At 72.1% G+C, this 24,073-nt stretch carries 22 protein-coding genes; 12 read left to right on the top strand and 10 right to left on the bottom strand.

Features of this window, described 5'->3' with window-relative positions; all coding sequences use genetic code 11:
• Positions 1–106: 106 nt before the first annotated feature.
• Positions 107–625 (bottom strand): gamma carbonic anhydrase family protein, encoded by a 519-nt coding sequence (locus CED_RS04965; RefSeq protein ID WP_035908795.1) that lies wholly within the window; start codon positions 623–625, stop codon positions 107–109.
• 126 nt (positions 626–751) lie between these two features.
• Positions 752–1,078, bottom strand: coding sequence for a DUF4235 domain-containing protein (locus CED_RS04960; RefSeq protein WP_011435760.1), 327 nt, complete (start codon positions 1,076–1,078; stop codon positions 752–754).
• A gap of 248 nt (positions 1,079–1,326) precedes the next feature.
• Here CED_RS04960 and dut point away from each other — a divergent pair, with 248 nt between their 5' ends.
• From dut to CED_RS04940, 4 genes are all read left to right on the top strand, one after another.
• Positions 1,327–1,917, top strand: a complete 591-nt coding sequence (dut, locus tag CED_RS04955; RefSeq protein ID WP_035908794.1) for a dUTP diphosphatase — start codon at positions 1,327–1,329, stop codon at positions 1,915–1,917.
• A complete protein-coding gene (locus CED_RS04950; protein ID WP_011435762.1) occupies positions 1,898–2,611 on the top strand; it encodes a DUF3710 domain-containing protein in 714 nt (237 codons plus the stop codon). Before dut ends, CED_RS04950 begins: the two co-directional genes overlap by 20 nt.
• A gap of 254 nt (positions 2,612–2,865) precedes the next feature.
• Positions 2,866–3,252, top strand: coding sequence for an OB-fold nucleic acid binding domain-containing protein (locus tag CED_RS04945; protein WP_011435763.1), 387 nt, complete (start codon positions 2,866–2,868; stop codon positions 3,250–3,252).
• Between the two features lie 40 nt (positions 3,253–3,292).
• Positions 3,293–4,003 (top strand): DUF3159 domain-containing protein, encoded by a 711-nt coding sequence (locus CED_RS04940; RefSeq protein ID WP_035908792.1) that lies wholly within the window; start codon positions 3,293–3,295, stop codon positions 4,001–4,003.
• A 29-nt stretch (positions 4,004–4,032) separates the two neighbouring features.
• Here the strand turns inward: CED_RS04940 and CED_RS04935 are convergent, their stop codons facing one another.
• The gene (locus tag CED_RS04935) at positions 4,033–4,764 is read right to left on the bottom strand and encodes a TrkA family potassium uptake protein (RefSeq protein ID WP_255353887.1); all 732 of its coding nucleotides are present in this window, start codon (positions 4,762–4,764) and stop codon (positions 4,033–4,035) included.
• A gap of 30 nt (positions 4,765–4,794) precedes the next feature.
• Complete coding sequence (locus CED_RS04930; protein WP_035908790.1) at positions 4,795–5,466, bottom strand: TrkA family potassium uptake protein; 672 nt, start codon at positions 5,464–5,466, stop codon at positions 4,795–4,797.
• A 129-nt stretch (positions 5,467–5,595) separates the two neighbouring features.
• On the opposite strand from CED_RS04930, the gene CED_RS04925 reads away from it, so the two are divergent.
• From CED_RS04925 to CED_RS04905, 5 genes are all read left to right on the top strand, one after another.
• A complete protein-coding gene (locus CED_RS04925; RefSeq protein ID WP_035908789.1) occupies positions 5,596–7,602 on the top strand; it encodes an APC family permease in 2,007 nt (668 codons plus the stop codon).
• Positions 7,599–9,065: a class I SAM-dependent RNA methyltransferase gene (locus CED_RS04920; protein ID WP_051868667.1), complete on the top strand. Its 1,467-nt coding sequence runs from the start codon at positions 7,599–7,601 to the stop codon at positions 9,063–9,065. The genes CED_RS04925 and CED_RS04920 overlap by 4 nt, the downstream gene beginning before the upstream one ends.
• A gap of 301 nt (positions 9,066–9,366) precedes the next feature.
• The gene (gene dxs, locus CED_RS04915) at positions 9,367–11,334 is read left to right on the top strand and encodes a 1-deoxy-D-xylulose-5-phosphate synthase (protein WP_035908786.1); all 1,968 of its coding nucleotides are present in this window, start codon (positions 9,367–9,369) and stop codon (positions 11,332–11,334) included.
• Positions 11,335–11,585: 251 nt separating this feature from the next.
• The gene (locus CED_RS04910; protein WP_023841682.1) at positions 11,586–12,584 is read left to right on the top strand and encodes a lysylphosphatidylglycerol synthase domain-containing protein; all 999 of its coding nucleotides are present in this window, start codon (positions 11,586–11,588) and stop codon (positions 12,582–12,584) included.
• A gap of 158 nt (positions 12,585–12,742) precedes the next feature.
• Entirely contained in the window at positions 12,743–13,243 is a 501-nt protein-coding gene (locus CED_RS04905; protein ID WP_049760859.1) for a hypothetical protein, read from the top strand.
• Positions 13,244–13,274: 31 nt separating this feature from the next.
• On the opposite strand, the gene CED_RS04900 is transcribed toward CED_RS04905, so the two are convergent.
• The 6 genes from CED_RS04900 to CED_RS04875 form a co-directional block, all read right to left on the bottom strand.
• Entirely contained in the window at positions 13,275–15,422 is a 2,148-nt protein-coding gene (locus tag CED_RS04900) for a 3-hydroxyacyl-CoA dehydrogenase NAD-binding domain-containing protein (RefSeq protein ID WP_035908784.1), read from the bottom strand.
• Between the two features lie 89 nt (positions 15,423–15,511).
• A complete protein-coding gene (locus CED_RS04895; protein ID WP_035908783.1) occupies positions 15,512–16,720 on the bottom strand; it encodes an acetyl-CoA C-acyltransferase in 1,209 nt (402 codons plus the stop codon).
• Between the two features lie 248 nt (positions 16,721–16,968).
• Positions 16,969–18,252: an HRDC domain-containing protein gene (locus tag CED_RS04890; RefSeq protein ID WP_011435774.1), complete on the bottom strand. Its 1,284-nt coding sequence runs from the start codon at positions 18,250–18,252 to the stop codon at positions 16,969–16,971.
• A 230-nt stretch (positions 18,253–18,482) separates the two neighbouring features.
• Positions 18,483–19,136 carry a DUF3000 domain-containing protein gene (locus CED_RS04885; protein WP_011435775.1) on the bottom strand — a complete coding sequence of 218 codons (654 nt, stop codon included), beginning with the start codon at positions 19,134–19,136 and terminating at the stop codon, positions 18,483–18,485.
• Positions 19,137–19,273: 137 nt separating this feature from the next.
• Positions 19,274–19,525, bottom strand: a complete 252-nt coding sequence (locus tag CED_RS04880; protein ID WP_023841679.1) for a hypothetical protein — start codon at positions 19,523–19,525, stop codon at positions 19,274–19,276.
• Positions 19,526–19,813: 288 nt separating this feature from the next.
• A complete protein-coding gene (locus CED_RS04875) occupies positions 19,814–20,284 on the bottom strand; it encodes a DUF3817 domain-containing protein (protein WP_011435776.1) in 471 nt (156 codons plus the stop codon).
• Positions 20,285–20,586: 302 nt separating this feature from the next.
• Between CED_RS04875 and hemE the strand changes: the two genes are divergently transcribed.
• The 3 genes from hemE (at position 20,587) to hemQ (ending at position 23,960) form a co-directional block, all read left to right on the top strand.
• Entirely contained in the window at positions 20,587–21,696 is a 1,110-nt protein-coding gene (gene hemE / locus CED_RS04870) for a uroporphyrinogen decarboxylase (protein ID WP_035908781.1), read from the top strand.
• A 101-nt stretch (positions 21,697–21,797) separates the two neighbouring features.
• Positions 21,798–23,213: a protoporphyrinogen oxidase gene (gene hemG, locus CED_RS04865; RefSeq protein WP_035908865.1), complete on the top strand. Its 1,416-nt coding sequence runs from the start codon at positions 21,798–21,800 to the stop codon at positions 23,211–23,213.
• A 51-nt stretch (positions 23,214–23,264) separates the two neighbouring features.
• Entirely contained in the window at positions 23,265–23,960 is a 696-nt protein-coding gene (gene hemQ, locus CED_RS04860) for a hydrogen peroxide-dependent heme synthase (RefSeq protein ID WP_011435779.1), read from the top strand.
• Positions 23,961–24,073: the final 113 nt, after the last annotated feature.

The following is a 24,073-nucleotide window of genomic DNA, read 5'->3' as shown; positions in this document are numbered from 1 at the left end:
CTGGGTGGGGACCCAACGGTGAGACCTCGGGCGCACCGGCCGTCGGGCCGTCGGCGGACCCGCCGGGAGGGCTGGGCGAGGCGTGGGTGGCCCGGCGGTCGACCGGTCAGTCGATCCGGCGTAGCTGCTCGCGGTAGTGCTTGCCGTTCGCCACGTAGATCGCGGCCCCGGCGGCGAGGGCACCCGGGGCGACGGAGTCCGGCAGGATCTTCGCCGGCACGCCGAGCGCCCTCGCGCCCGGCGGCACGACCGTGCCGCCCACGACGACCGCGCCCGCGCCGACCAGCGCGCCCCGGCCGATCCGGACCCGGTGGAGTACCACCGAACCGGAACCGACCAGGGCGCCGTCCTCGACGACACAACCCTCCAGGTGAGCCAGATGCCCGACGGTGCAGTCGTCGCCCACTACCGTGGTGAGCTCCTCGGTGGCGTGGATCACCGTGCCGTCCTGGATGGACGTGCGGGCACCGATCTCGATCGTCCCGTAGTCGCCACGCAGCACCGCGCCCGGCCACACCGTGGACTCGGGCCCGATCGTCACCGTGCCGATGACCGTCGCGTCCGGATGGACGTAGGCCGTGGGATCGATGGTGGGGACGGCGTTCCCCAGGGCGTACACGGCCATCCGAGCCTCCCGCTGATCGCGACGCCGCCGATCCGGACGGCGCACCGGTTGATCCCATCGTGCCTGGAAAGGAGCAGCCGGGTACCCCGGAGAGCGGCTCGTGGTCGGTGCTCGTCGGTCACGCGTTCAGTCCTCGGATGCCGTCCACTCCTCGGAGAAGGAGGTCTTCGGGTGGAGCATGCCGGGCGGCGGTGAACCCGTCGCCCGGGCCCATCCGCGCGCGGCCGCGCGCTCGGCCGCCAACCGGCCGATCCCGATCGCGAGACCCGAGATCGCCGCCCAGGCGACGGCCTCCGTCCAGGCGGTGTCCGGGTCCGCCGGGTTGGCCGGCGGGTCGGACTTGCGTACCTTGCGGTACAGGGCGTTCACGACTCGGCTCGCGGCCATGCCCGCGAGCGCGGTCGCCCCTCCGCCGACGATCTTCCATCCCAGCTTTGACGCTGCTTTCGCCACCCCACACCTCTCGTTCCTCGGCGAGGACCATGTCGGTCCGCCCGCCCCCTGCTTACCCCGACCGGCCTGCTTGGCCCCTCGGATCGTCTTGGCCTCTCGGATCATCTGCTATCCGATCACGCCGGGATACGCCCGCCGGAGTCCGGGGCTTGCTGCGGCCCGTCGGACCGGCAGGCCGATGGCGGGACGAGGGCCATGGCCTAGCGTGGGGGTCACGCCCGGACCGGGCACCCTCGACCAGGAGAGCCATGACCGCCACCGATCCGACGACGCCCACCGCCCCGCCCACCGCCCCGCCTCCCGTGTCCGCGGTGCCACTCGCCGTGCAGCCCGCGCCCGCCGTACCGGGTCGGGTGGAGATCCTCGTCCGCCGGTCGGACCGCGAGCTGGCGCTGCCGGCGTACGCCCAGCCGTCGGACGCGGGGGCGGACCTGGTGACGGCCCAGGACGTGACGCTCGGCCCGGGGGAGCGGGCGACGGTCGGAACCGGTCTGAGCATCGCCCTGCCGGCCGGGTACGCGGCGTTCGTCCATCCGCGCAGTGGCCTGGCCGCGCGGCACGGCCTGTCCGTGGTCAACGCCCCGGGAACGGTGGACGCCGGTTACCGTGGAGAAATCAAAGTCGTTCTGATCAATACCGACCGATCTGACACGATCATCCTGCATCGGGGCGACCGGATCGCCCAGCTGGTCGTGCAGCGTGTGGAGCACGCCGTGTTCCGGGAGGTCGATGAGCTGCCGGCCTCGGTGCGCGGAAGCGGCGGGTTNGGCTCCNCGGGGGGNTTNGGGTCCGCCGGGGGGGCAGGAAAGGAGACCACCGGTGTTCGGACGAGGACGTAGGGAGTTCGACCGTCGCGGGGCCTCCGAGATGGACGTCCCCGAGAAGGTCACCTCGCGGGGCTCGTCGGAGCCCGATGGTCCCTACGACATCGCGCAGGCACCCGATGACGACGTGCATCGCCTCGATCTCGGGTCGTTGCGGATTCCGGCGCTCGACGGCATGCAGGTGCAGTTCCAGGTCGAGGAGTCGACCGGCAAGCCGCTGACGGTGCTGGTGACCGACGGGCGCAGCGCGATGGAGCTCTCCGTCTTCGCGGCGCCGAAGAGCCGGGGCCTGTGGGACGAGGTGCGGGCCGAGATCCTGGAGACCATTCAGGGGGGCGGTGGGTCGGAGGCGGACGGTCGCTACGGCCCCGAACTGCGGATGAGCTTGCCGACCGGGCGGCCGGGCGAGACCGTGCCGGGCCGGATGATCGGTGTGGACGGTCCGCGCTGGTTTCTGCGGGCGGTGGTGACTGGCGCGGCCGGACAGGATCCGGCGGCCGGCCCCCTCCTGGACGCCGCGTTGCGCAATCTGATCATTTCTCGTGGTGACGGCGCGATGCCGGTGCGGGATCCGTTGCCCCTGAGGCTGCCTAAAGAGATCACCGATCACCCCGATCACCCCGATGGTTCCGGCGGACCGGTCGCCTCGGCGACCAGCGGACGGCCCGAGATGCCCGTGCGCGGTGCGCGTATAGCCGAGATCCGCTGACCGCCCTGTGCCCGGGGTCCCCGCATTGCGCCGAAGGCGCCCGATGGTTCTCCCAGGAGGGTCACCGGAGGTGATTCGACGGAGACCCCGTACGGCGCCCTGTGCCCGGGGTCCCCGCATTGCGCCGAAGGCGCCATGCGGGGCGGGCACATTGAGTACCGGTCATGCGTTGCATGAGACGTGTTGAACGTGCTGGACGTGCTCGAGCCGCAGTTGCTTGCGCCGAGTCGCCGGCGAGCCGGATCGGAGGAGCCGTGGGCGAGTCACGCGGCTGGTTGGGGCGCAAGCTCCACAGACTGACAGCAGGGACGAGCGAGCTCGACGCCGAGGACCTCCAGGCGGCCTCGGCGGCGGCGGGTGCCGCCCCGATGAGCGGCTGTCGTGACCGGGACGAGATCTGCGTCGCGGGTACCATCCAGGCCGTGACGGTACGTGCGCGGTCGGGTGCACCGGCCCTGGAGGTCGACATCTACGACGGTAGCGGCACCGTCACGTTGGTCTTCCTCGGCCGCCGGGACATCCCGGGCCTGCGGGCTGGCGCGTCGGTCAAGGCCTCCGGGCGCGTTACCGTGCAGGAGAACCGTCCGATCATCTTCAACCCGCGTTACGAACTACTCCCCGTTCCGTCGGCGAGCGCCTAGGTCGGCGGGTCCGCCCAACCCGACGGGATCCCAACCAGACATGCCACGTACGCCATCTCCCGACACGCCGCCGATGACGATGTCCGAGGCCATCGGCGGCCCACGGGGGATCATCGACAGCTCCGTGCCCACCGTGGCGTTCGTGACGGTGAACGCCGAGGCCGGACTGACCGCCGGCATCGCGGTCGCCATTGCCACGGCGGCCGCTCTGCTGGCGCTGCGCATCGTGCGCCGTGAGCCGACCCAGCAGACCTTCTCGGGGTTGTTCGCCGTGGCGGTCGCCGCATTCGTGGCCTCTCGTACCGGGAATGCGAAGGGGTTCTTCCTGCCCAGCATCGCGAAGAACGCGCTCTGGGGGGTGGTGGCCCTGCTGTCGATCGTCCTGCGCCGGCCGGTGGCGGGGTATCTCATGGCCGGTCTGGACAGCCGCTATGCGAGCTGGCAGCGGGTACCCTGCCAGCGGCGGGCCGCGGNGTGGGNGACGGNGGNCTGGATCGCTGTGTTCGGTGTGCGGTTCGTCGTGCAGGGGGTGCTCTACCTCGCCGACCAGCCCGGCTGGCTGGCCGCGGCCAACATCGCCCTGGGACTTCCGCTGTTCGGTGTCGCGGTGTTGGCCAGCTTCGCCATCGTCCGCCGGATCGCACCGCTGCCCCCCGCCGCCACCGACTCGACGGTCGTGGCCGGCGAGGTGCTGGCCGAGGACGCCCCGCGCGGCGAGCCCCCGCGCGGCGAGCGGCGGCCTGCCGGCTGACCGCCTCCGCATCGCCAGCCTGTCGCGCGTCAGCCCGGCGCGCCCGCGCCTGCCGGCGCCTGACCGAGCAGCACAGCGAGCTTCTCCTCGGCCTCGGCATTTGTCGTGACCGCGAGAATCTCGTCGCCGTCTTCCAACGTGGCGTCGGGCGAGGGAACGACCGCCCGTCCGTCACGCAGGATCACCACCAAGGCGCTGTCCGCCGGCAGGGTGATCTCGCTGAGCCGCTGGCCGATCACCGGCGCGTTCTCGGCCAGCGTCAGCTCGACGAGGGATGCATCGCTCTGCCGGAACCGCATCAGCTGGACGAGGTCGCCGACGCTGACGGCCTCCTCGACCAGAGCCGTGATTAGGCGCGGCGCGGACACCGCCACGTCCACCCCCCACGACTCGGTGAACAGCCACTCGTTCTTGGGATGGTTGACCCGCGCCACTACCCGGGGCACGCCGAACTCGGTCTTCGCGAGCAACGAGACGACGAGGTTCACCTTGTCGTCCCCGGTGGCGGCCACCAGGACGGTGTACTCATTCAGCCCGGCCGCGTCGAGTTGGGACAGCTCGCAGGCGTCCGCGAGCAGCCACCGGGCCTCCGGTAGCGCGTCGGTCCGGATCTTCTGCGGATCCCGCTCGATGATGAGCACCTCGGAGCCGTTCTCCAGCAGTTCGGCGGCGATGGACCGGCCGACCTTGCCCGCCCCCGCGATCACCACCCGGCGCACGCTCATCGCTTCTCCTCTTCGCGCGGCATCGTCTACCCGGATCTACCCGGATCTGCCCAGATCTGCCCGGATCTACCCGGAGTCCTTGCCGTCCGGCCCGGTGCGCAGCACCGTGTCCGCCTCGGAGGCGTGCGCCTTCGTCACCGCCACGTGCACCACGTCACCGTCCTGGACGAGGGTGCGGGCATCGGGCAGGACACCCTCGCCGAACCGGGTCACGCAGGCCACCCGTACCCCGGCGGACTCCTCCAACTCCCGGATCCGGCGGCCCACCCAGGCGGGTCCGGGTGGGATAGCGGCCAGCAGCACCGAGCCCGACGGGTCGGACCACTGCGGCGTGACAGCGTCGGGTAGGAGCCGGTCGAGGATCTGGTCCCGGGTCCAGCGCACCGTGGCGACGGTGGGGATACCGAGCCGCTCGTAGACCTCGGCCCGGCGGGGATCGTAGATCCGCGCGACGACCCGCTCGACCCCGAACATCTCGCGGGCCACCCGGGCGGCGATGATGTTCGAATTGTCCCCGCTGGAGACGGCGGCGAACGCGGCGGCCTGCTCGATGCCCGCCTCGATGAGGGTGTCGCGGTCGAAGCCCATCCCGGTGACCCGCAGACCGGTAAAATCCTGCGGTAGCCGCCCAAACGCGGCGGGGTTCTGGTCGATGATTGCCACTGAGTGGCCGAACCGTTCGACGCTGCGGGCAAGCGCGGAGCCGACTCGGCCGCAGCCGAGGATCACGACGTGCACAAGGGTTGAGGGTAGTCCGATCCGGGCTGACCGGCGCAGGTCACGTGGCCGGNTCTCCGGATACGGAGTATCTGTGTGCCACGTCACACTGATACTGAACTGCGTGGCTGGCGTCGGTAGCATCGCCGCGTGGCGCTCACGGACCGCCTCAAGCGCGGTTTCGTCGGTCGACCGATCGGGAGCGACCGGCTTGGGGAGACATTGCTCCCTAAACGCATCGCTTTGCCCGTCTTCGCGAGCGATGCCCTTTCCTCGGTGTCGTACGCGACCGAGGAGATCCTGCTTGTCCTGTCGCTGGGTGGGCTGGCCTTCTACCACATCTCGCCCTGGCTTGCTGGAGCCGTCGCCATCCTGATGCTGACGGTGGTGGCGTCCTACCGGCAGAACGTGCACGCCTACCCGAGCGGCGGCGNCGACTACGAGGTCGTCTCGGTCAACCTGGGCCCGCGGGCCGGCCTGCTGGTGGCCAGTTCCCTGCTGGTTGACTACGTCCTCACGGTCGCGGTGTCGGTGTCGGCCGGTGTCGCGAACCTGACGTCCGCTNTCACCGGGCTCGCCGCGCACAAGGTGCTCCTCGCGGTCGTCATCGTCGTCCTACTGACGATAATGAACCTGCGTGGGGTGCGCGAGTCCGGCACGGCGTTCGCCATCCCGACCTACGGCTTCGTGCTCGGCATCTTCGTAATGATCGTCACCGGGCTGGTCCAGGCGGCCGTCGGTCATCCGCCGCGGGCCGAGAGTGCTGGGTACCAGGTGGTCGCCGAGCGTGACTACGCGGGATTCGCCCTGGTGTTCCTGGTGTTGCGGGCGTTCGCCTCGGGATGCACGGCGCTCACCGGGGTCGAGGCGATCAGTAACGGGGTGCCCGCGTTCCGGAAGCCCAAGAGCCGCAACGCCGCGACCACCCTGCTGATGCTGGGGCTTATCGCAGTCACGATGTTCGGCGGCGTCACCGCGCTGGCTCTGATCTCCGACGTGCATGTCGCTGAGCACACCGGGGACCTGATCGGCGCCAGTGGTGAGCAGCGGACCGTGATCGCCCAGGTCGCCGCCGCCGTCTTCGGGGACGGATCGCCCGGCTTCGGCTACATCGCCGTCGTCACCGCTCTCATCCTGATGCTGGCGGCGAACACCGCCTTCAACGGCTTCCCGGTGCTGGGTTCGATCCTCGCCCGCGACGGCTACCTGCCGCGTCAGCTATACACCCGCGGTGACCGACTGGCCTACTCCAACGGGATCGTGCTGCTCGCCGGCTTCGCGATCCTGCTGATCGTCGTGTTTGACGCGCAGGTCACCGCCCTGATCCAGCTCTACATCCTCGGGGTCTTCATCTCGTTCACCCTCAGCCAGACCGGGATGGTGCGGCACTGGGCACGCATCCTGCGCTCGGACGACCCGGCGGCGTCCGATCCGGCCGCCCGCCGGCGGATCCGCCGGTCTCAGGCGATCAACTTCTTCGGCGCCTGCCTCACCGGCACCGTGCTGATCCTCGTGCTGGTCACGAAGTTCACCCACGGTGCCTGGATCGTCTGTCTGGCTATCCCGATCATCTTTCTCGGGATGCGGGGGATCAGGGCTCACTACGACCGGGTCGCGGTCGAACTCACCCCGGAACCCGGGCCGCCGACCCTGCCCTCCCGGATCCACGCCGTCGTCCTCGTCAGTAAGATCCATGCCCCGACACTGCGGGCCCTGGCCTACGCCAAGGCGTCGCGGCCGCACAGCCTCGTCGCGGTCACGGTCGCCGTCGACCAGGCGGAGGCCGATCGGCTCCGCAAGGCGTGGACGGAGCGGGGGATCACCGTCGATCTCGTGGTGCTGGCCTCCCCCTACCGGGAGGTGACCCGCCCGGTGCTGGACTACGTCGCCCGGATCAGGCGGGAGAGCCCCCGCGACGTCGTCGCCGTCTACGTCCCGGAGTACGTCGTCGGTCACTGGTGGGAGCATCTCCTGCACAACCAGAGCGCGCTGCGGCTCAAGGCCCGGCTGCTCTTCCAGCCCAGCGTCATGGTCACCAGCGTGCCCTGGCAGCTCGCCTCGTCCAGGCTGGCCGAGCAGCGGTTCGAACGAACCGGGGCGGGCGCGGTGCGACAGGGCCGGGCCACGCTTCCCGGCCCGTTGGAGCGGAAGCGGTGAGTCGACAGCGTCGGCCCGCGCGATCGCGCGTCTTCGGGGGCACCGCACGGCAGGCCCGCGTGCCGGGGATCGCGGTCGGCTCGCTGCTCGACCTCGACGTCGGGCCGGTGGCCCACGGCGGCTTCTGCGTCGCCCGCTCGGGCGGTCGGGTGGTGTTCGTCCGCCATGCCCTGCCCGGCGAACGGATTCGTGCCCGAGTTACCGACGCCTCCCACGAGCGGTACTGGCGGGCGGACGCGGTCGCCGTCCTGACGCCCTCGCCGGACCGGGTGGTCGCGCCCTGCCCGCACACCGGTCCAGGGTTGTGCGGGGGGTGCGACTGGCAGCATGCCGGCCTCGCGGCGCAGCGGCGCGGTAAGGCCGAGGTCGTGGCCGACGCCCTTCGGCGGTTCGGCGGCCTCGACGCCCGGGTCAGCCCCGCGCACGCCGGGTCCGGCCTAGGGACGGCGGCCGAGGCCGGACCCGGCGCCGAGCCGGCGCTGGAGGTGCTGGTCGAGGCGGTGCCCGTCGGCGGTCCGGAGCGGCTGACCGGATCCGACCGGCCCGGTGGCGCCGACGACGGACTGGCGTGGCGGACCCGGATGCGCTTCGCGGTGACGGCCGGCGGCGAGGTCGGGCTGCGGGCGAGCCGCTCGCACGAGGTGGTGGCGACGCCGGACTGCCGCATCGCCCNCCCCCTCGTCCTCGCGGCGCTCGCCGGCCGGCGGTTTCCTGGGGCCGACGCCGTCGAGGTCGCGGCCAGCCCGGCGACCGGGCAGGTGGCCGTGGCGGTGCATCCCGCCGGTGCCGGGACGGTCGTCAACGACGAGCACGCCGGGACCGGCGAGGATCCCGGGGAGGTCGGAGCCCCCGGGGAGGTCGTCGAGGTGGTGGGGGGGCGGAGGTTCCGGCTCGGGCCGGAGGTGTTCTGGCAGGTCCATCCGGCGGCTCCCGGCGTGCTGGTGGACGCGGTCCGCGAGGCCCTGCGTCCCCGAGCCGGGGAGACCGCGCTCGACCTGTATGCCGGGACGGGCCTGTTCGCGGCGTTCCTCGCGGAGGATGTCGGCGCCGCTGGCCGCGTCATCGCGCTGGAGTCCGACGCCGCGTCGGTCGCGGCCGCGGCGAACAACCTCGCCGATCTGCCATGGGTCTCGCTGCGGGCGTTGCGGGTGACGCCGGCTACCGTTCGTGGGGTGGTCGGTACGGGCGGGCCGGCCGGCCGGGTCGATCTCGCGGTGCTCGACCCGCCGCGCACCGGGGCGGGCCCGGCGGTGGTGGCCGCGCTNCTCGCCCATCGCCCCCGCGCGGTCGCCTACGTCGCCTGCGATCCTGTCGCGCTGGGTCGGGACCTCGCCGCCGCGGCGGCCGCGGGCTACGACCTCGTCGTGTTGCGCGCCTTCGACCTGTTTCCGATGACCGCCCACGTCGAGTGCGTGGCACTGCTCGAGCCGCGCGGCGCGGACCGGAATCCGAACCTGGTGTGATTGCGTCGGTACCAGAAGTGCCGCCGGAAGGCCGTGGACTCCACTTCCGGCCGCTCCCGACACGACCTGGTCGTGCCGGCGTGTCGCCCGCGCGCCACGCCGACAGAGTGTGTGCATCCGCGTACTCGGATCCGGACCAATAGTGGACAACCGGGGAGGTGGATTCTACCGCGATCAGGCCTATTGCCTGACGGTCTACGAGGAACTCACATGTCGGGTGCCCGTCTGCAAGGGGCCAGACGGGCTGCGTAGACTTTGCCGGACCCGGACCGATCCCCTTTCGGGAGAGGGAGTTCACGCCGTGTCGCTTCTGTCCACGATCAGTAGTCCGCAGGACGTCAAGCGCCTCGACCACGAGGAGCTCGCCACCCTGGCGGCCGAGATCCGTGATTTCCTCATTCACGCAGTCGCGCGTACGGGAGGTCACCTCGGGCCGAATCTGGGGGCTGTCGAGCTGACGTTGGCAATACATCGTGTGTTTGATTCGCCATTCGACCGCATCCTTTGGGACACCGGCCATCAGTCCTATGTGCACAAGATTCTGACCGGCCGGGCGGACGATTTCTCCGGGCTGCGCCAGCGGGGTGGCCTTTCCGGCTACCCCAGCCGGGCCGAGTCCGAGCACGACATCATCGAGAATTCGCACGCCTCGACCGCCCTGTCCTACGCCGACGGGCTGTCGCGTGCCTACGCGCTGCGTGGTGAGGACCGGGCCGTCGTCGCCGTCGTCGGTGACGGCGCCCTGACCGGCGGGATGTGCTGGGAGGCGCTGAACAACATCGCCGCCGACGACCGGCCCGTCGTCATCGTCGTCAACGACAACGGCCGCTCCTACGCACCGACGATCGGCGGCCTCGCCGACCACCTCGCCGCGCTGCGGCTGGCGCCCGAGTACGAGCAGGTCCTCGACGTCGTCAAGCAGGTCCTCGGCCGCACCCCGCTGGTCGGCCCCCCGCTGTTCGACGCGCTGCACGGCATCAAGAAGGGCATCAAAGACGTCGTCCAGCCGCAGGGCATGTTCGAGGACCTCGGCCTGAAGTACGTCGGCCCGGTCGACGGCCACGACGTCGTCGCGGTCGAGTCGGCCCTGCGCCGGGCTCGGGATTTCGGCGGGCCCGTCATCGTCCACTGCGTGACCCGCAAGGGCTTCGGCTACCCGCCGGCGGAGCAGGACGACGCCGACAACTTCCACGGCGTCGGCATCATCGACCCGGCGACCGGCAAGCCGGTGTCGACGTCGAAGACCATCAGCTGGACGAGCATCTTCTCGGACGAGATCGTGCAGATCGGTTCCGAGCGGCCCGACGTCGTCACGCTGACCGCCGCGATGCTCCAGCCGGTTGGTCTCGGCGCCTTCGCCAAGGCCTACCCGGACCGGGTGTTCGACGTCGGTATCGCCGAGCAGCACGCCGTCACCTNGGCCGCCGGGCTCGCGATGGGTGGGCTCAAGCCCGTCGTGTGTCTCTACGCCACGTTCCTCAACCGCGCGTTCGACCAGGTCCTGATGGACGTCGCCCTGCACCGCCAGCCCGTGACGTTCGTGCTCGATCGGGCCGGCATCACCGGGGAGGACGGGGCGTCGCACAACGGCATGTGGGACCTGTCGTTCCTGCAGGTCGTCCCGGGGCTCGCGATCGCCGCCCCGCGGGACGCGCCGACCCTGCGGGCGGAGCTGCGTGAGGCCGTGGGTGACACCGACGGCCCGACCGTCGTGCGTTTCCCCAAGGGCAAGGTCGCCGTGGNCGTGCCGGCGATTGACACGGTCGGCGGGGTGGACGTGCTCTACCGTTCGCCGAAGGTGGCCCAGCGCCGCGAGGTGCTGCTGGTCTCCATCGGCGCGATGGCCGCCACCTGCCTGGAGGTCGCGGAGCGGGTCGCGAGCCAGGGCATCGGCATCACCGTTGTCGACCCGCGGTGGGTCAAGCCACTGGACCCGGCGCTGATCGATCTTGCCCGCGCCCACGACCTCGTCGTCACCGTCGAGGATAACGGCCGGGTCGGCGGGGTCGGGGCGGCGCTGGCCCAGCTGCTGCGCGACGCCGACGTTGACGTGCCCCTGCGGGACTTCGGCATCGCCCAGCGCTTCCTCGACCACGGCAAGCGGGACGAGGTCATGGCCGAGGTCGGGCTTGCCCCGCAGGACCTCGCCCGCAAGGTCGTCGAGGCCGTCGCGAAGCGCCAGCCGGCGATCGAGGACGACCCGACCTCGCCCGGCGAAGCGGCCCCGGCGGGCGAGCGGGCCGGCGAGGCCATCGGCGACCAGCGCTGACCGCGGCGCGCTGACCCCGGTGCTCTGACTCGGGTGCGCTGATCCCGGTGCTCTGACTCGGGTGCGCTGATCCCGGACGCACCCGGGTGCCGCCCGGTCATCGGGGTCCGACGGGCAAGGACCCGCCACCGTGTCGGGATCCGCCACCGTGTCGGGATCCGCCACCGTGTCGGGATCCGCCACCGTGTCGGGCCGCCACCGTGTCGGGGCCCGGCGCGGTGGCGGCCCGACCGCCGTCCTAGGCTGACCAGGTGGGTGAGCACACCGTGTCGGCGCGCCAGGGCGCCGCCTCCCGCCGCCGGGCTGGGCACGGCCCACGCTGGTGGGCCGTGCGTGGTGCGCTTCTGGTGGCCCTCGGGCTACTGGTTCTCGCCATGGTCAGCCAGTGGAACGAGATCGAGGAGTCCGTCCGCTCGCTCACCGTGGGCGGCGTGGTGGCCTCGGGTGTGGTCACCGTGCTTGCCGTCGGTACCACCGTGTTGTCCTGGCGGGCGTTGCTGGGGGGGTTGGGCGCCGCGCTTCCCCTGCGGGCCGCCGTGCGGATCTTCTTCGTCGGGCAGATCGGCAAATATATCCCGGGCAGCGTGTGGCCGGTGCTCGCGCAGATGGAGCTCTCCCGCGACCACGGCGTCTCCCGGCCGAAGGCGGCTTCGGCGAGCCTGGTCGTGTTGGCGCTCGCGGTGCCGAGCGGGGGGCTCGCCGCGGCGGTCACCCTGCCGTTCGTCTCCGCGCAGGCGCTCGCCGACTACTGGTGGGCGCTGGCGGTCGTGCCCGTCTTCGTCGTCGTGCTCTGTCCCCCGGTGCTGTCCCGCCTGCTGGCGCTGGCATTCCGGCTGCTGCGCCGCCCACCGCTGACCGAACCGCTGCCCCCGCGGGCCGTCGCCGCCGGAGCCGGCTGGTTGCTGCTCAGCTTCTGCTGCTACGGGGTGGCGACCTGGCTGCTCGTCCGGGATCTGCATCCGGCGGTCGGTGGCGGCCGGCTGTTGCTGCTCTCCCTCGGGGCCTATGCCCTGGCCTGGACCGCCGGATTCCTGGTACTGGTGCTGCCCGCCGGGGCGGGGGTGCGGGAGGCGGTGCTGGTGCTGGCGCTGGCGCCGGCGGTCGCCAGCGGGCCGGCGACCCTGGTCGCGTTGGTGGCGCGGCTTCTCGCCACGATCGCCGACCTGGTCTGGGCGCTCGTCGGTGTCGCCCTACGGCAGCGGGGTGCTCGGCTGTTGTGTACTGATGATGCGATGCAGGAGCGAATGTGAGGAAAGTGGGAGGAGGGTGGGGGGTGCACCATGACCCGCAACGGCCACCCGGGTGGCCCCCGCCCGTCCCGCCGATCTCGTGGGGCGGCCCCGGGTGGCCGGGCGGGCCGCCGGCNCCCCGCCGTAGTCGGGCCCGGTGGCTGATCCCGCTCGTCCTCGTGCTCGCCCTCCTGACCGGCGCGGGCGGAACCGGTCTGTTCCTGCTCCTCCGCTCCACCGACGGCCCTGCCAACGCCGTCCGCGCCTACCTGATGGAGGTCAGGGACTCGCGCTACGAGGCCGCTTACGTCCGCCTCTGCCCGTCGGTCCAGGAACGCCGCCCAGCGTCCGAGTTCGCCATCATCATGCGGGCTCTGGACGATGTCCAGGGCGGTATCGCCTCGTTCGCCGTGCGAAGAGTGCAGATCCACCGGTCCGTGGGTTCCCCGACGGTCCGGGAGGTTCAGGTCGACGTCCGGCGCGGCAGCGCCGCGGCGAGCCACGAGACGTACCAGGTGGGAAAGGAATCCGGAAGCTACTGCCTGCTGACGCCCGGCGCCCCGTTCTCCTTGGACCCGTCGCTGCCCCCGGATCTTCAGCAGCCGGGCCCGTTCGATGATTCCCCCGGCGATGGCCGACGCGGCGGTGGCGACGACGAGCCACCGGTCCGCACGGCCTGACCGGCGCCGATGGTCAGGGCGGCCGATTGGATCAGCGCAGGGTGGCGACCCCCGGCGGGGCGAAGCGCTGCCCGGTGACGGCCTCGCTGATGCCGCTACGGTCCAGGTAGGGCGTGATGCCGCCGAGGTGGAACGGCCAGCCGGCGCCGAGGATCATGCACAGGTCGATGTCGGCGGCCTCCGCGACGATCTTCTCGGTCAGCATCAGATGGATCTCCTCGGCGAGCGCCCGCAGCGCCGCCTCGCGTACCTCGTCCCCGGTCAGCGGGGTGGCGGCCGGGGACGGCGTGAAGATGAGCGCGGCGGCGTCCGGGTCGACGGTCTGGACGCCGTCCGGGCCCGTGGTGTAGACGCCGCTCCGGCCCGCCTCGACCAGCCGGGCGAGAGCCGTCGGCCGCCGGAACCGGTCCGGGAACGCCGCGTGCAGTGTCTCCGCGACGTGCAGGGCGACCGGCGGCCCGACGAGGGCGAGCAGGGTCATCGGGGACATCGGCAGCCCCAGCGGATCGAGGGCGTGGTCGGCCTCCTCGAGCGGCGTACCGCCCTCTGTCGCGCCGAGCACCTCCCCGAGGAACCGCGTCAGCAGCCGGTTGACGACGAACGCCGGGGCATCGGCGACCAGGACCGCGTTCTTCTTCAGGTTCTTCGCCACGGCCAGCGTCGTCGCGATGGTGGCGTCGTCGCTGCGGGCAGCGCGGACCACCTCGACCAGGGGGAGGACCGACACCGGATTGAAGAAGTGCAGCCCGGCTACCCGTTCGGGATGATCGAGCCCAGCGGCCATCTCGGTGACCGACAGCGCCGAGGTGTTCGTCAGGAGCACGGCCGTGGGCGCCACGACGGCCTCGAGCTCCGCGAGCACGGTCCGCTNGACGGCCAGGTTCTCGAAGACGGCCTCGATGACGAGGTCCGCGTCCGCGAAGGCGTCCTTGGTCAGGGATCCGGTGACGTTCGCCTTGTAGCGGTTCGCCTGGTCGGGGGTGATGCGGTGGCGCAGCAGGAGGTTGTCGACCTCCTGGTGGACCCCCGCGACCCCGGCGTCGAGCCGGGCCTGGTCGATGTCGGTGAGCACCACCGGCACCTCGAGCCGGTGCGCGAACACGAGGGCGAGCTGGCTTGCCATGAGGCCGGCGCCGACNACCCCGACCTTCGTCACGGGCCGGGCCAGCGCCGGGTCCGGCCCGCCCACCGGCCGCTTCGCCCGCTTCTGCACGAGGTCGAAGGAGTACAGGCTGGCGGCGAGTTCGTCGCTGACGGACAGATCGGCGAGGGCCTCGGTCTCGGCCGCGTACCCGGTGGCGCGGTCGGCGGTCTCGGCGAGCGCGAGGAGGTCCAACGCCCGGTAGGCGGCCGGCGCGGCCCCGTGCAGCTTCGCGTCGGCGAGCGTCCGGCCCCGTGCGATCGCCTCCGCCCAGCCCGCCCCCCGCTCGACCGGCGCGCGGGCGGCCACCGGGTCGACATCGCCGCGCAGCACCTGGCCCACCCAGCGCAGCGCCTCCGCCAGGAAGTCCGCCGGCTCCAGCAGCACGTCCCCGAGACCCAGCTCGAACGCCTGCCGGCCGCGCAGCATGCGGTTCTGGCTGAGCGCNTTGCCGATGACGACGGACACCGCCCGTTCGGCGCCGATGAGGTTGGGCAGCAGCTGGGTGCCGCCCCAGCCCGGGACGAGGCCGAGGAAGACCTCTGGGAAGGCGAGTGCGGGAATGCCGGCGGACAGCGCCCGGTAGTCGCAGTGCAGGGCCAGCTCCAGCCCGCCGCCCAGCGCCGCCCCGTTGACGAGGGCGAAGGTCGGGACCTTCCGGTCACCCAGGCGACCCTCACCCACCCGGGCGAAGGCCTCGTGCCCGAGGCGGCCGAGCGCCGCGAGCGAGGGGCGGATCCGCTCCGGGTCGGTGAGCGATGAGCGGAAGGACAGGTCCGCACCCACGCTGAAGATGAACGGCTTGCCGGTGACGGCGATCGCGGCGACCGGCGGGTCGTGCGCCTCGATCTCGTCGACGGCGGCGAGCAGGGACCGCAGGCCGGCCGGGCCGAAGGTGTTCGGCCGGGTGTGGTCATGACCGTTGTCGAGGGTGATCAGGGCGACGGGCCCGGCCACCTCGGGCAGCCGCGCGTAGCGGACGTGGGCGGCCGTGACGACCTCGCCCGGGAAGGACAGGGTCACCTCGTCGATGGTCATNGATCTCCCCTCGGTTCCGCCGCGGGCCCGGTCGTGTCGGACGGGTCGTCCCGGGTCGGTCGTCGTGCCTGCTCGGTCGTCGTACCTGCTCAGTTGGCCGCGGCGTGGTGCGGATTCGCCCAGATCGTGGTGGCGCCCATGCCGAGACCCACGCACATCGCCGTCATGCCATAGCGCACCTCGGGATGCTCGGCGAACTGCCGGGCGAGCTGGGTCATCAGGCGCNCCCCGCTGGACGCCAGTGGGTGACCGAACGCGATGGCCCCGCCGTACGGGTTGACCCGGGGATCGTCCTCGGCGATGCCGAAGTGGTCGAGGAAGGCCAGGACCTGCACGGCGAAGGCCTCGTTCAGCTCGAACAGGCCGATGTCGTCGATGGTCAGGCCGGTGCGGGCCAGCGCCTTCTCCGTCGACGGGATCGGCCCGACGCCCATCACCTCGGGGGGGACTCCGGCGAACGCGAAACCCACCAGGCTCATCTTCGCCGGCAGGCTTAGCTCGGCCGCCACCTCGGCGGCGGCGAGCAGGCAGCCGGTGGCGCCGTCGTTGAGCCCGGCGGAGTTGCCCGCGGTCACCCGCCCGTGCGGCCGGAACGGCGTGCGCAGCCCGGCGAGCCCCGCCTGCGTGGTGTCCGGTCGCGGCGGCTCGTCGACGGTGACGAACTCCCAGCCCGTCTCGACGTGCCGGGCGGCCACCGGGACGAGGTCGGGCTGGATCTGACCGTTCGCGTACGCCTTGGCGACCTTCTCCTGGGAGGCCAGAGCGAAGGCGTCCGCCCGCGATTTGGTGATCTTGGGGTACCGGTCGTGCAGGTTCTCGGCGGTCGAGCCCATCACCAGCGCGGAGGTGTCCACGAGCCGTTCGGCGACGAACCGGGGGTTGAGGTCGGCGCCTTCGCCCATCGGGTGGCGGCCCATGTGTNCNNCCCCGCCGGCCACGGCCACGTCGTAGGCGCCGACGGCGATCGACGAGGCCGTCGTGGTCACCGCCGTGACGGCGCCTGCGCACATCCGGTCGATCGCGAAGCCCGGCACCGTTTCCGGCAACCCGGACAGGATGGCGGCGACCCGGCCGATGGTCAGGCCTTGATCGCCGATCTGGGTGGTGGCCGCGATCGCCACCTCGTCGATCCGCTCGGGGGGGAGGGAAGGATTGCGTCGCAGCAGCTCCCGGATCACCCGCACGATCAGATCGTCGGCACGGGTCTCGGCGTAGACGCCCTTGGCCTTCCCGAACGGGGTTCGGACCCCGTCGACGAACACGACGTCGCGTACGAAGTTTCTGGATGATCCGAACACGGGACCTCCCGACCCGCGGCCGCCACCGACCGCCGGTTCGTCGCCGTCGAACGTCGGCCGTTGTCCGAAACCCGGTTCCAGGGCCTGGACAGCCAGCCGGCACCGGCGCGGATACCGCCGGCACGGCTAGCCTACGGCAGCGGTTACCAGCCGGTAGACATCCCGGAGCCATGGATGCCGGATGCCCGGGGAGGCCGATGCCGTGATGCGCCGGTCCGTCCCTGGCCCACGACCCGCGGATCCGGTCGTCAGCCCGCCGGCTCGGCTGCCGGTTCGGCCGGTTCGGCCGGTTCCGTCGGTTCGGCCGGCGGCTCGGCGAGGACGGTGAGCAGGGGAGCGGCCGTCAGCTTGATCTGCCAGGGGCGTGCCCCGCCGGTCCGCAGCGCCCCGGCGACGGCCGTGTCCGTCAGGGGATTCGGCGGGGACCAGGCGAGCCGCCGGGACAACGCGGGCTCGAGGAGGTTTTCCACCGGCATCGTGTGGGCGGCGGCGAGGGCGGCCAGCGCGGCCCGCACCCGGGCCAGCCGCGACGCGGCCACCGGGTCGCGCTCGGCCCAGCGGTTGGGCGGCGGCAGACCGTCGCCGCCCGGTCCGGCCGGGGCGGGCAGCTCCTCCTCGGGCAGTGCGGCGGCGCCACGCAGGGCGTCGAGCCAGACGTTCGCGGTGCGGCGGATCCGTGGTCCGGAGAAGATGGGCAGCCGGACCAGCGCGGCCGCGTCGGTGGGGGCGTTCAGCACGGCGTCCATGATCGCGCTGTCCGGGAGGACGCGACCCGGCGCGACGTCACGGGTACGAGCTAGCCGGTCCCGGGCGGTCCACATCGCCCGGACCGCCGCCAGCTGGCGGCGGGACCGGGCTCGGTGGATCCCGCTCGTCCGGCGCCACGGCTCGGCCCGTGGCTCGCGTGGCGGGGCCGCGACGATCGCGGCGAACTCCTGCCGGGCAAACTCGATCTTGTTCTGTTCGATCAGCTCCGCCTCGAGCGCGTCGCGCAACTCCACCAGCAGCTCGACGTCGAGTGCCGCGTAGCGCAGCCACGGCTCGGGAAGCGGGCGGGTCGACCAGTCCGCGGCCGAATGGCCCTTCTCCAGCCCGTAGCCCAGCACCCGTTCGACCATTATCCCCAGCCCGACCCGTTCGTAGCCCAGCAACCGGCCGGCGAGCTCCGTGTCGAACAGCAGACTCGGCCGCAGACCGAGCTCGGACAGGCACGGAAGGTCCTGGCTGGCGGCGTGCAGCACCCATTCGACCCCGCCCACCGCGTCCTGGATGACGCTCAGATCCTCGAGCGCGATCGGATCGAGGAGCAGCGAGCCCGTGCCCCGCCGTCGGATCTGGACGAGGTAGGCCCGCTGGCTGTACCGGTAACCGGACGCACGTTCGGCGTCGAACGCGACCGGCCCGATGCCGGCCGCGAGGCGTTCCGCCGCCGCGGCGAGTTCCGCGGTGTCAACGATGACGGGGGGTACCCCGTCCGCAGGGATGAGCAGCGGGATGGGCTCATGAGCACCGGTGCTGGGCTGTACCTCCACCTCTGCGCTGACACCCCCGCTGACCTGCTGTGTTGATTCAGGAACCGTCGACGTCACGATCGGTGATCGTACGTCTGAATCCTGACGGAGGTAGCCGTGTCCTACAGCGAATCGCGTTATTTATACGCTTTGTAACGACGTGGTAATGGGAGGTGTGCGCGGTGGAAGGTCGGCCGCGGCGCGCGGTGGGTGGTGCGGTGCTGTCCGTCCGGCGGGCCGGTGTGACGCGGTCAACTCCGGCGAGTTGGTAGCGTGATGACTCCGGACAGTTGTGGGGGAAGCCCGGCCATGGCCGCGAGCAGGTCCCCGAACGCGAGCAGGTGGGCGACCGTCGCCGAGGCGCTCCAAGGCAGCCGGCCCTGCGTGTCCGGCCCCGCGGGGCCGCGGTCGGATGCGAGGGCGGTCTCCGCCCAGTCGGGTGACCAGGAGCAGCGCAGCTCCACGTCGAAACTGTCCCCGTCGGCCGCGAGCACACCGAAGCGTTGTGACGCGGTGGCCGTGACCGTGCCGCCCAGGGCGCGCACGCCCGCGCCGTGCGCCTCCAATGATTCCCGCAGCCACGACCAGGCGACCTCGGCGAGCAGGGGATCGCCGGCGATCTCCCGGTCGATGCTCGCGCGGGCGTAGCAGACGATGCGGGCCGTGCCCTGCCAGGCCGGCTGTCCCTGGGGATCCATGAGCAGGATGAGCCGGCCGGCCGCGGTGTCGGCCTCGTCCCCGGTCAGCCCGCCGGCCAGAGCGAAGGAGAACGGCGCGACCCGGGTGGGTGCCGCCACCTCGTGCACCGCCACCTCCGGGCGTAGCCGCGCGATCCCCGCGCGCAGGGCGTCGGTGACCGCGAGGAAGATCGGAGGGCTCGCCTCGGATGACTGCGCGACCCCCATGACGGCAACGGTAGGACGTCGGTCGTGATCATGCTGGCCAGACGCCGGAGCGTACGGGTTCGGTCCCGTTGCGTGCGGGCGGGAACCGGTGAGCCGGTGTCCGGAGTACCCCGGCTGAGGGGCGGAACTGTGCAGGCTCACGCCGGGATCCGCGCGGCGGCACGATCGCGGCCGCGGAGATCTCGGACTGCGGGGGTCTCGCGCACGGGCCTCGGCCGGGTCGTCGGCCGCTCCGCGGGGGCCGGCCCGACCAGCACCGCGGTGCCACAGGAGGTGCAGGCCCACTCCGGGCAGTCGTCACCGTGCCCGTCGGAGCACGGAGGTTGCTCGAAGATGCGCTCGTCGCGGCATGCGATGCAGACGAGAACGATGTGATCCTCGGCGCTCATCCGGACCTGTTCCACTCGACCACCACTCCCCGCGCACGTCTGCCCGTGATGCGTCCCGTTGGATCGTGGTGGGCGCATAACCACGGATCGCGCGCCATTCGCCACGGCCGGAGGGAGAGGANCGCGGGATGACGCGCACCCTCTACCCCAATTCCGACCGGACTGACGGTGCCACGGGACGAGCGGATGTCCGTGCATTCTCTCCGGCGTGTCGCGTGAGCCCGTCTCGGGGCGGTGCGGGGCGGATCGCCCGGTCTGTGGGCCGGTGGGGTCGGGCCGGTCCCAGGCTCAGCCCGCCTGGCCGGCCGGCTTCGAGGTGGGGCGTGCCGGCTCCGCGTTGCCCAGCCGGACGGCGTCGCCGCGCAGCCAGTGCCGCTCGACGAAGAACGGGGCGACAGGCAGCACCGCGGCGATCAGCGCGAGTACGGTCCGCTTACGGCGCCAGCGCCCGACCATCGAGAGGTAGCCGATGAGGGCGCAATAGGTGAGGAAGAGCACGCCGTGGATCGGGCCGAGGATCCGCACGCCGATCGGGTAGCCGGCACCGTATTTGATCGCGGTCGCGACGAGCAGCAGAAGGAAGGACGACGCCTCGGCGAGCGAGACGACGCGGGCCAGGGCAAGGGGCTGGAAGGCGCCGCTCGGGGCACGACCGGTCATCGGTGACTCCTCGTCGTAGCAGATGGCGTCGTAGCAGACGGTGTAGTAGCAGACGGTGTAGTAGCAGACGGCGTAGCAGATGACACTGAGGTGTTCCACTGTTCGGGCGCCTTGGCGCTCCGGGACCCGGGACGCGCCGTGGCCGTGCCACGGCGACCGCGGGATTCGTCACGTCCGCTCGATCGTTCGTCCCCGTCCGCCGAGCGCGGCCTCGACGGGCGGGAGCGCCCGACACCGGCTGAACCTGGAAGTTCTTCTACTCAGAGTAGAAGATAGCGGATGTGCAACGTTCCGGTTCGTACTCCCCGGTCCTCGCCGCTGGGAGCCGTCAGGCCCGTGTGGTGGCCCATCCCGCTACGGCCGTCCTCCCACACCTCCCACAGGCGTGCAACGATCGACCCATGCCTGTCCTCCACGTTGACGCGCGACCCGGATCCGGGCCGGGTGGCGTCTCGCCCCCGCCGAGCGGTGCAGCGCTCGCCCGGCGGCCCGGCCTGGCCGACACCGCGCCCTTCCTGCGTGCCTGTCGACGGGAGCACCCCGGGACCACGCCGGTGTGGTTCATGCGTCAGGCCGGGCGGGTCCTGCCCGAGTACCGGGCCCTGCGCGCGGGAGTCGCCATGCTCGACTCCTGCCGGGACGCCGAGATGATCACGGAGATCACGCTCCAGCCGGTACGCCGGTTCCGGCCGGACGCGGCGATCTTCTTCTCCGACATCGTGGTGCCCCTGGTCGCGATCNGCCTCGACATCGACATCGTCGCCGGGATCGGACCGGTGGTGGCCGAGCCCGTGCGGGACGCCGTCGGGCTCGCCGCGTTGCGTGCACTGGAGCCGGACGACGTTCCCTACGTGGCCGACGCGGTCCGGTTCCTGCTGGCCGAGCTGGGTTCAACCCCGCTGATCGGGTTCGCCGGGGCGCCGTTCACCCTCGCGAGCTACCTCATCGAGGGCGGACCGAGTCGCGACCACGCCCGCACCAAGGCGTTGATGTACAGCGAACCGAAGCTCTGGCACGCCCTGCTGGCCCGGCTCGCCGACATCACCACCGCCTTCCTGCGCGTCCAGGTGGATGCCGGCGTTGACGCGCTGCAGCTGTTCGACTCCTGGGCCGGGGCGCTGGACGAGGCGGACTACCGTCGCTACGTCGCGCCGCACAGCGCTCGGGTGCTGGCGGCCTTCGCCGGTGAGGTGCCGCGCATCCACTTCGGTGTGAACACCGGTGAGCTGCTCGCCGCGATGGGCCAGGCGGGTGCGGACGTCGTCGGCGTCGACTGGCGGGTCCCTCTCGACGAGGCCGCCCGGCGGATCGGGCCCGGTCATGCCGTGCAGGGAAACCTCGACCCGACCGCGGTCTTCGCCCCCGAACCGGTGCTCGCCGCCAAGGTGCGCGACGTCTGCGCCCGCGGGGCCGAGGCAGAGGGGCACGTGTTCAACCTCGGCCACGGGGTGCTGCCGCAGACCGATCCGGGCGTGCTCGCGCACGTCGCCGACCTTGTCCACGGCGGATGATCCACGGCGGATGATCCGCCTTCANCGGGCCGGTTCACTGGCACCGGCCCGATGGTGAAAGCTGGCGGGCGGCACCACTCAACGTGAAGGGCGGCAGGAACGTGCGGGTTGTGATCGTCGGTGGGGGTATCGCCGGGCTCTCGGCCGCCCGCGCCTTGGCCGGGCACGCCGAAGTGACCGTCCTCGATGCGGCGGACCGGGTCGGTGGCAAGCTGCGTACCACCCCGATCGAGGGTCTGGACGTCGAAGAGGGCGCGGAGTCCTTCCTCGCCCGGGTTCCCGACGGACTCCGCCTGGCCCGGCAGATCGGGCTCGGGCACGAGATCGTGCATCCGGCCACGACGTCAGCCTCACTGTGGATCCGCGGCCGGCTGCATCCCATCCCCCCGAACACCCTGCTCGGAGTGCCGACCGACGTCCTCGGCCTGCTCCGCTCGCGGGTGCTGTCCCCGTGGGGGCTGGTGCGGGCCGCCGCCGACCTGGTGCTGCCGCGGACGCGTTTCGCCGACGATCCGACCGTCGGTCGCTACGTCGGCACGCGGGTCGGGCGCGAAGTCGTCGACCTGCTGGTGGATCCGCTGCTCGGGGGGGTGTATGCGGGCCGGGCCGACGCGCTGTCGCTGCGGGCGACCGTGCCCCAGCTCGTCCCCATCTTCGCCGAGGACCGCTCGCTGCTCCTCGGCGCGCACCGGGTGCGGGCCCGTACCGGACCCGCGACGACGACCTCGACGGCGCCGCTGTTCGCCACGCTTCGGGGGGGGCTGGGCTCCTTCGCGGCGCGAGTGGCGGCGCAGTCCGGCGCCACCGTGCGCACCGGGGTGCTCGTCCGCTCGATCGCGAAGACCGCGGGCGGCTGGCAGGTCAACTGTGACCGGGTGGGCGGCGCGGACGCCCTCGGGCCGTTCCAGGCCGACGCCGTGATCCTCGCGGTGCCTGCCGGGGTGGCCCGCGCCCTGCTGGCGCCGCTGGCCCCGCATGCCTCCGCCCCGCTTGCCGGCGTGCCCTACGCCTCGGTCGGCCTGGTGACGCTGGTCTACCGGGACGCCGCGCCGCCACCCGGCAGCGGATTCCTCGTGCCCGCCCGGGCGGGCACCGCGGTGAAGGCGGCCACCTTCCTGTCCGCCAAGTGGCCGCACCTGGGCTCCGACCGGCTCACGGTGGTGCGGGCGAGCATCGGCCGCGCCGGTGCCGAACAGNACCTGCAGCGCGGGGATGTGGAGCTCGCCGGGGTGGCGGCGGCGGAGATCGCGCAGATCACCGGCCTGTCCGGTCGGCCGGTAGCGACCCGGGTGAGTCGCTGGGGCGGGGCGCTCCCGCAGTACCTGCCGGGTCATCTCAACCGGATCGCCGCGGTGCGCCGGGGGCTTCCAGCGGGGATCGCCCTCGCCGGCGCGGGATACGACGGTGTAGGCATCCCGGCCTGCATCCGGTCGGGGGAGACCGCCGCGCACGCGGTGCTGAGGGCTACCCGGACGGCGCAGGGCAGTCCGGCCGATCCGGTGGGCCCGGGAATCTGATCACGTGCACCGGCCCGGACCGCGTCCGGCCGCCGGTGAAGGAGGCTGGGAATGTCGGAGTCTACGAAATCGGCCCGCGAACTCAACGCGGAGCTGCTCTACACGGGATGGTCGGTCTTCGCGGCCGACCGTCCGCTACCCGCCGAGCGGACCCCGCTGATCGACGAGGCGACCGCCCTGCTCGACGGGGCGCTGGCCAAGGACGTCTACACCCGCGGTGTCTACGAGATCTCGGGCTACCGGGCCGATGCGGACCTGATGGTCTGGTGGACGAGCCCGGACCCGGACCTGCTGCAGGAGACCTACCAGCGGTTCCGGCGGACGGCCCTGGGCGGGCACCTGCGTCCGGTGTGGTCGGCGGTCGGCCTGCACCGGCCGGCGGAGTTCAACCAGAACCACATCCCCGCCTTCGTCCGGCGGGAGGACCCCCGCGGTTATCTCTGCGTCTACCCGTTCAACCGCTCGCTGGAGTGGTACCTGCTGCCGGACTATGAACGGCGCGGGATGCTAGCCGAGCACGGGATCATGGGCCGGGAGTACGAGGACGTCCGGGCCAACACGGTGGCTTCGTTCGGACTGGGCGACTACGAGTGGCTGCTCGCCTTCGAGGCGGATGAGCTGCACCGGATCGTCGACTGCATCCGGCACCTTCGGGCCAGCGCGGCGCGACGGCACACCAGGCTGGAGACGCCGTTCTACACCGGTGCCCGCAAGCCGCTGGCGGACGTCGTCACCGCCCTGCCCTGAGGCGGCTGGCTGCCGGGTAGACCGGCGGAGGACCGGGACGGCAGCCGGCGCCTGCCTGGGCGCCCCCACCCGTCCGGCAGGCGCCGACCGTCCCGTGACTGTGCTCACCGGCC

It is taken from the genome of Frankia sp. CeD, from assembly GCF_000732115.1.
Taxonomy (GTDB): domain Bacteria; phylum Actinomycetota; class Actinomycetes; order Frankiales; family Frankiaceae; genus Frankia; species Frankia casuarinae.
The sequence above is the reverse complement of the archived record's forward strand: the minus strand, read 5'-3'. Positions and strand labels throughout refer to the sequence as shown.

Bases quoted from the DNA above. Each gene is read 5' to 3' on its own strand.
- CED_RS04965 (WP_035908795.1), bottom strand. From the start codon at position 625: ATGGCCGTGTACGCCCTGGGGAACGCCGTCCCCACCATCGATCCCACG.
- CED_RS04885 (WP_011435775.1), bottom strand. From the start codon at position 19,136: ATGGGGGTCGCGCAGTCATCCGAGGCGAGCCCTCCGATCTTCCTCGCG.
- CED_RS04880 (WP_023841679.1), bottom strand. From the start codon at position 19,525: ATGAGCGCCGAGGATCACATCGTTCTCGTCTGCATCGCATGCCGCGAC.
- hemQ (WP_011435779.1), top strand. From the start codon at position 23,265: ATGTCGGAGTCTACGAAATCGGCCCGCGAACTCAACGCGGAGCTGCTC.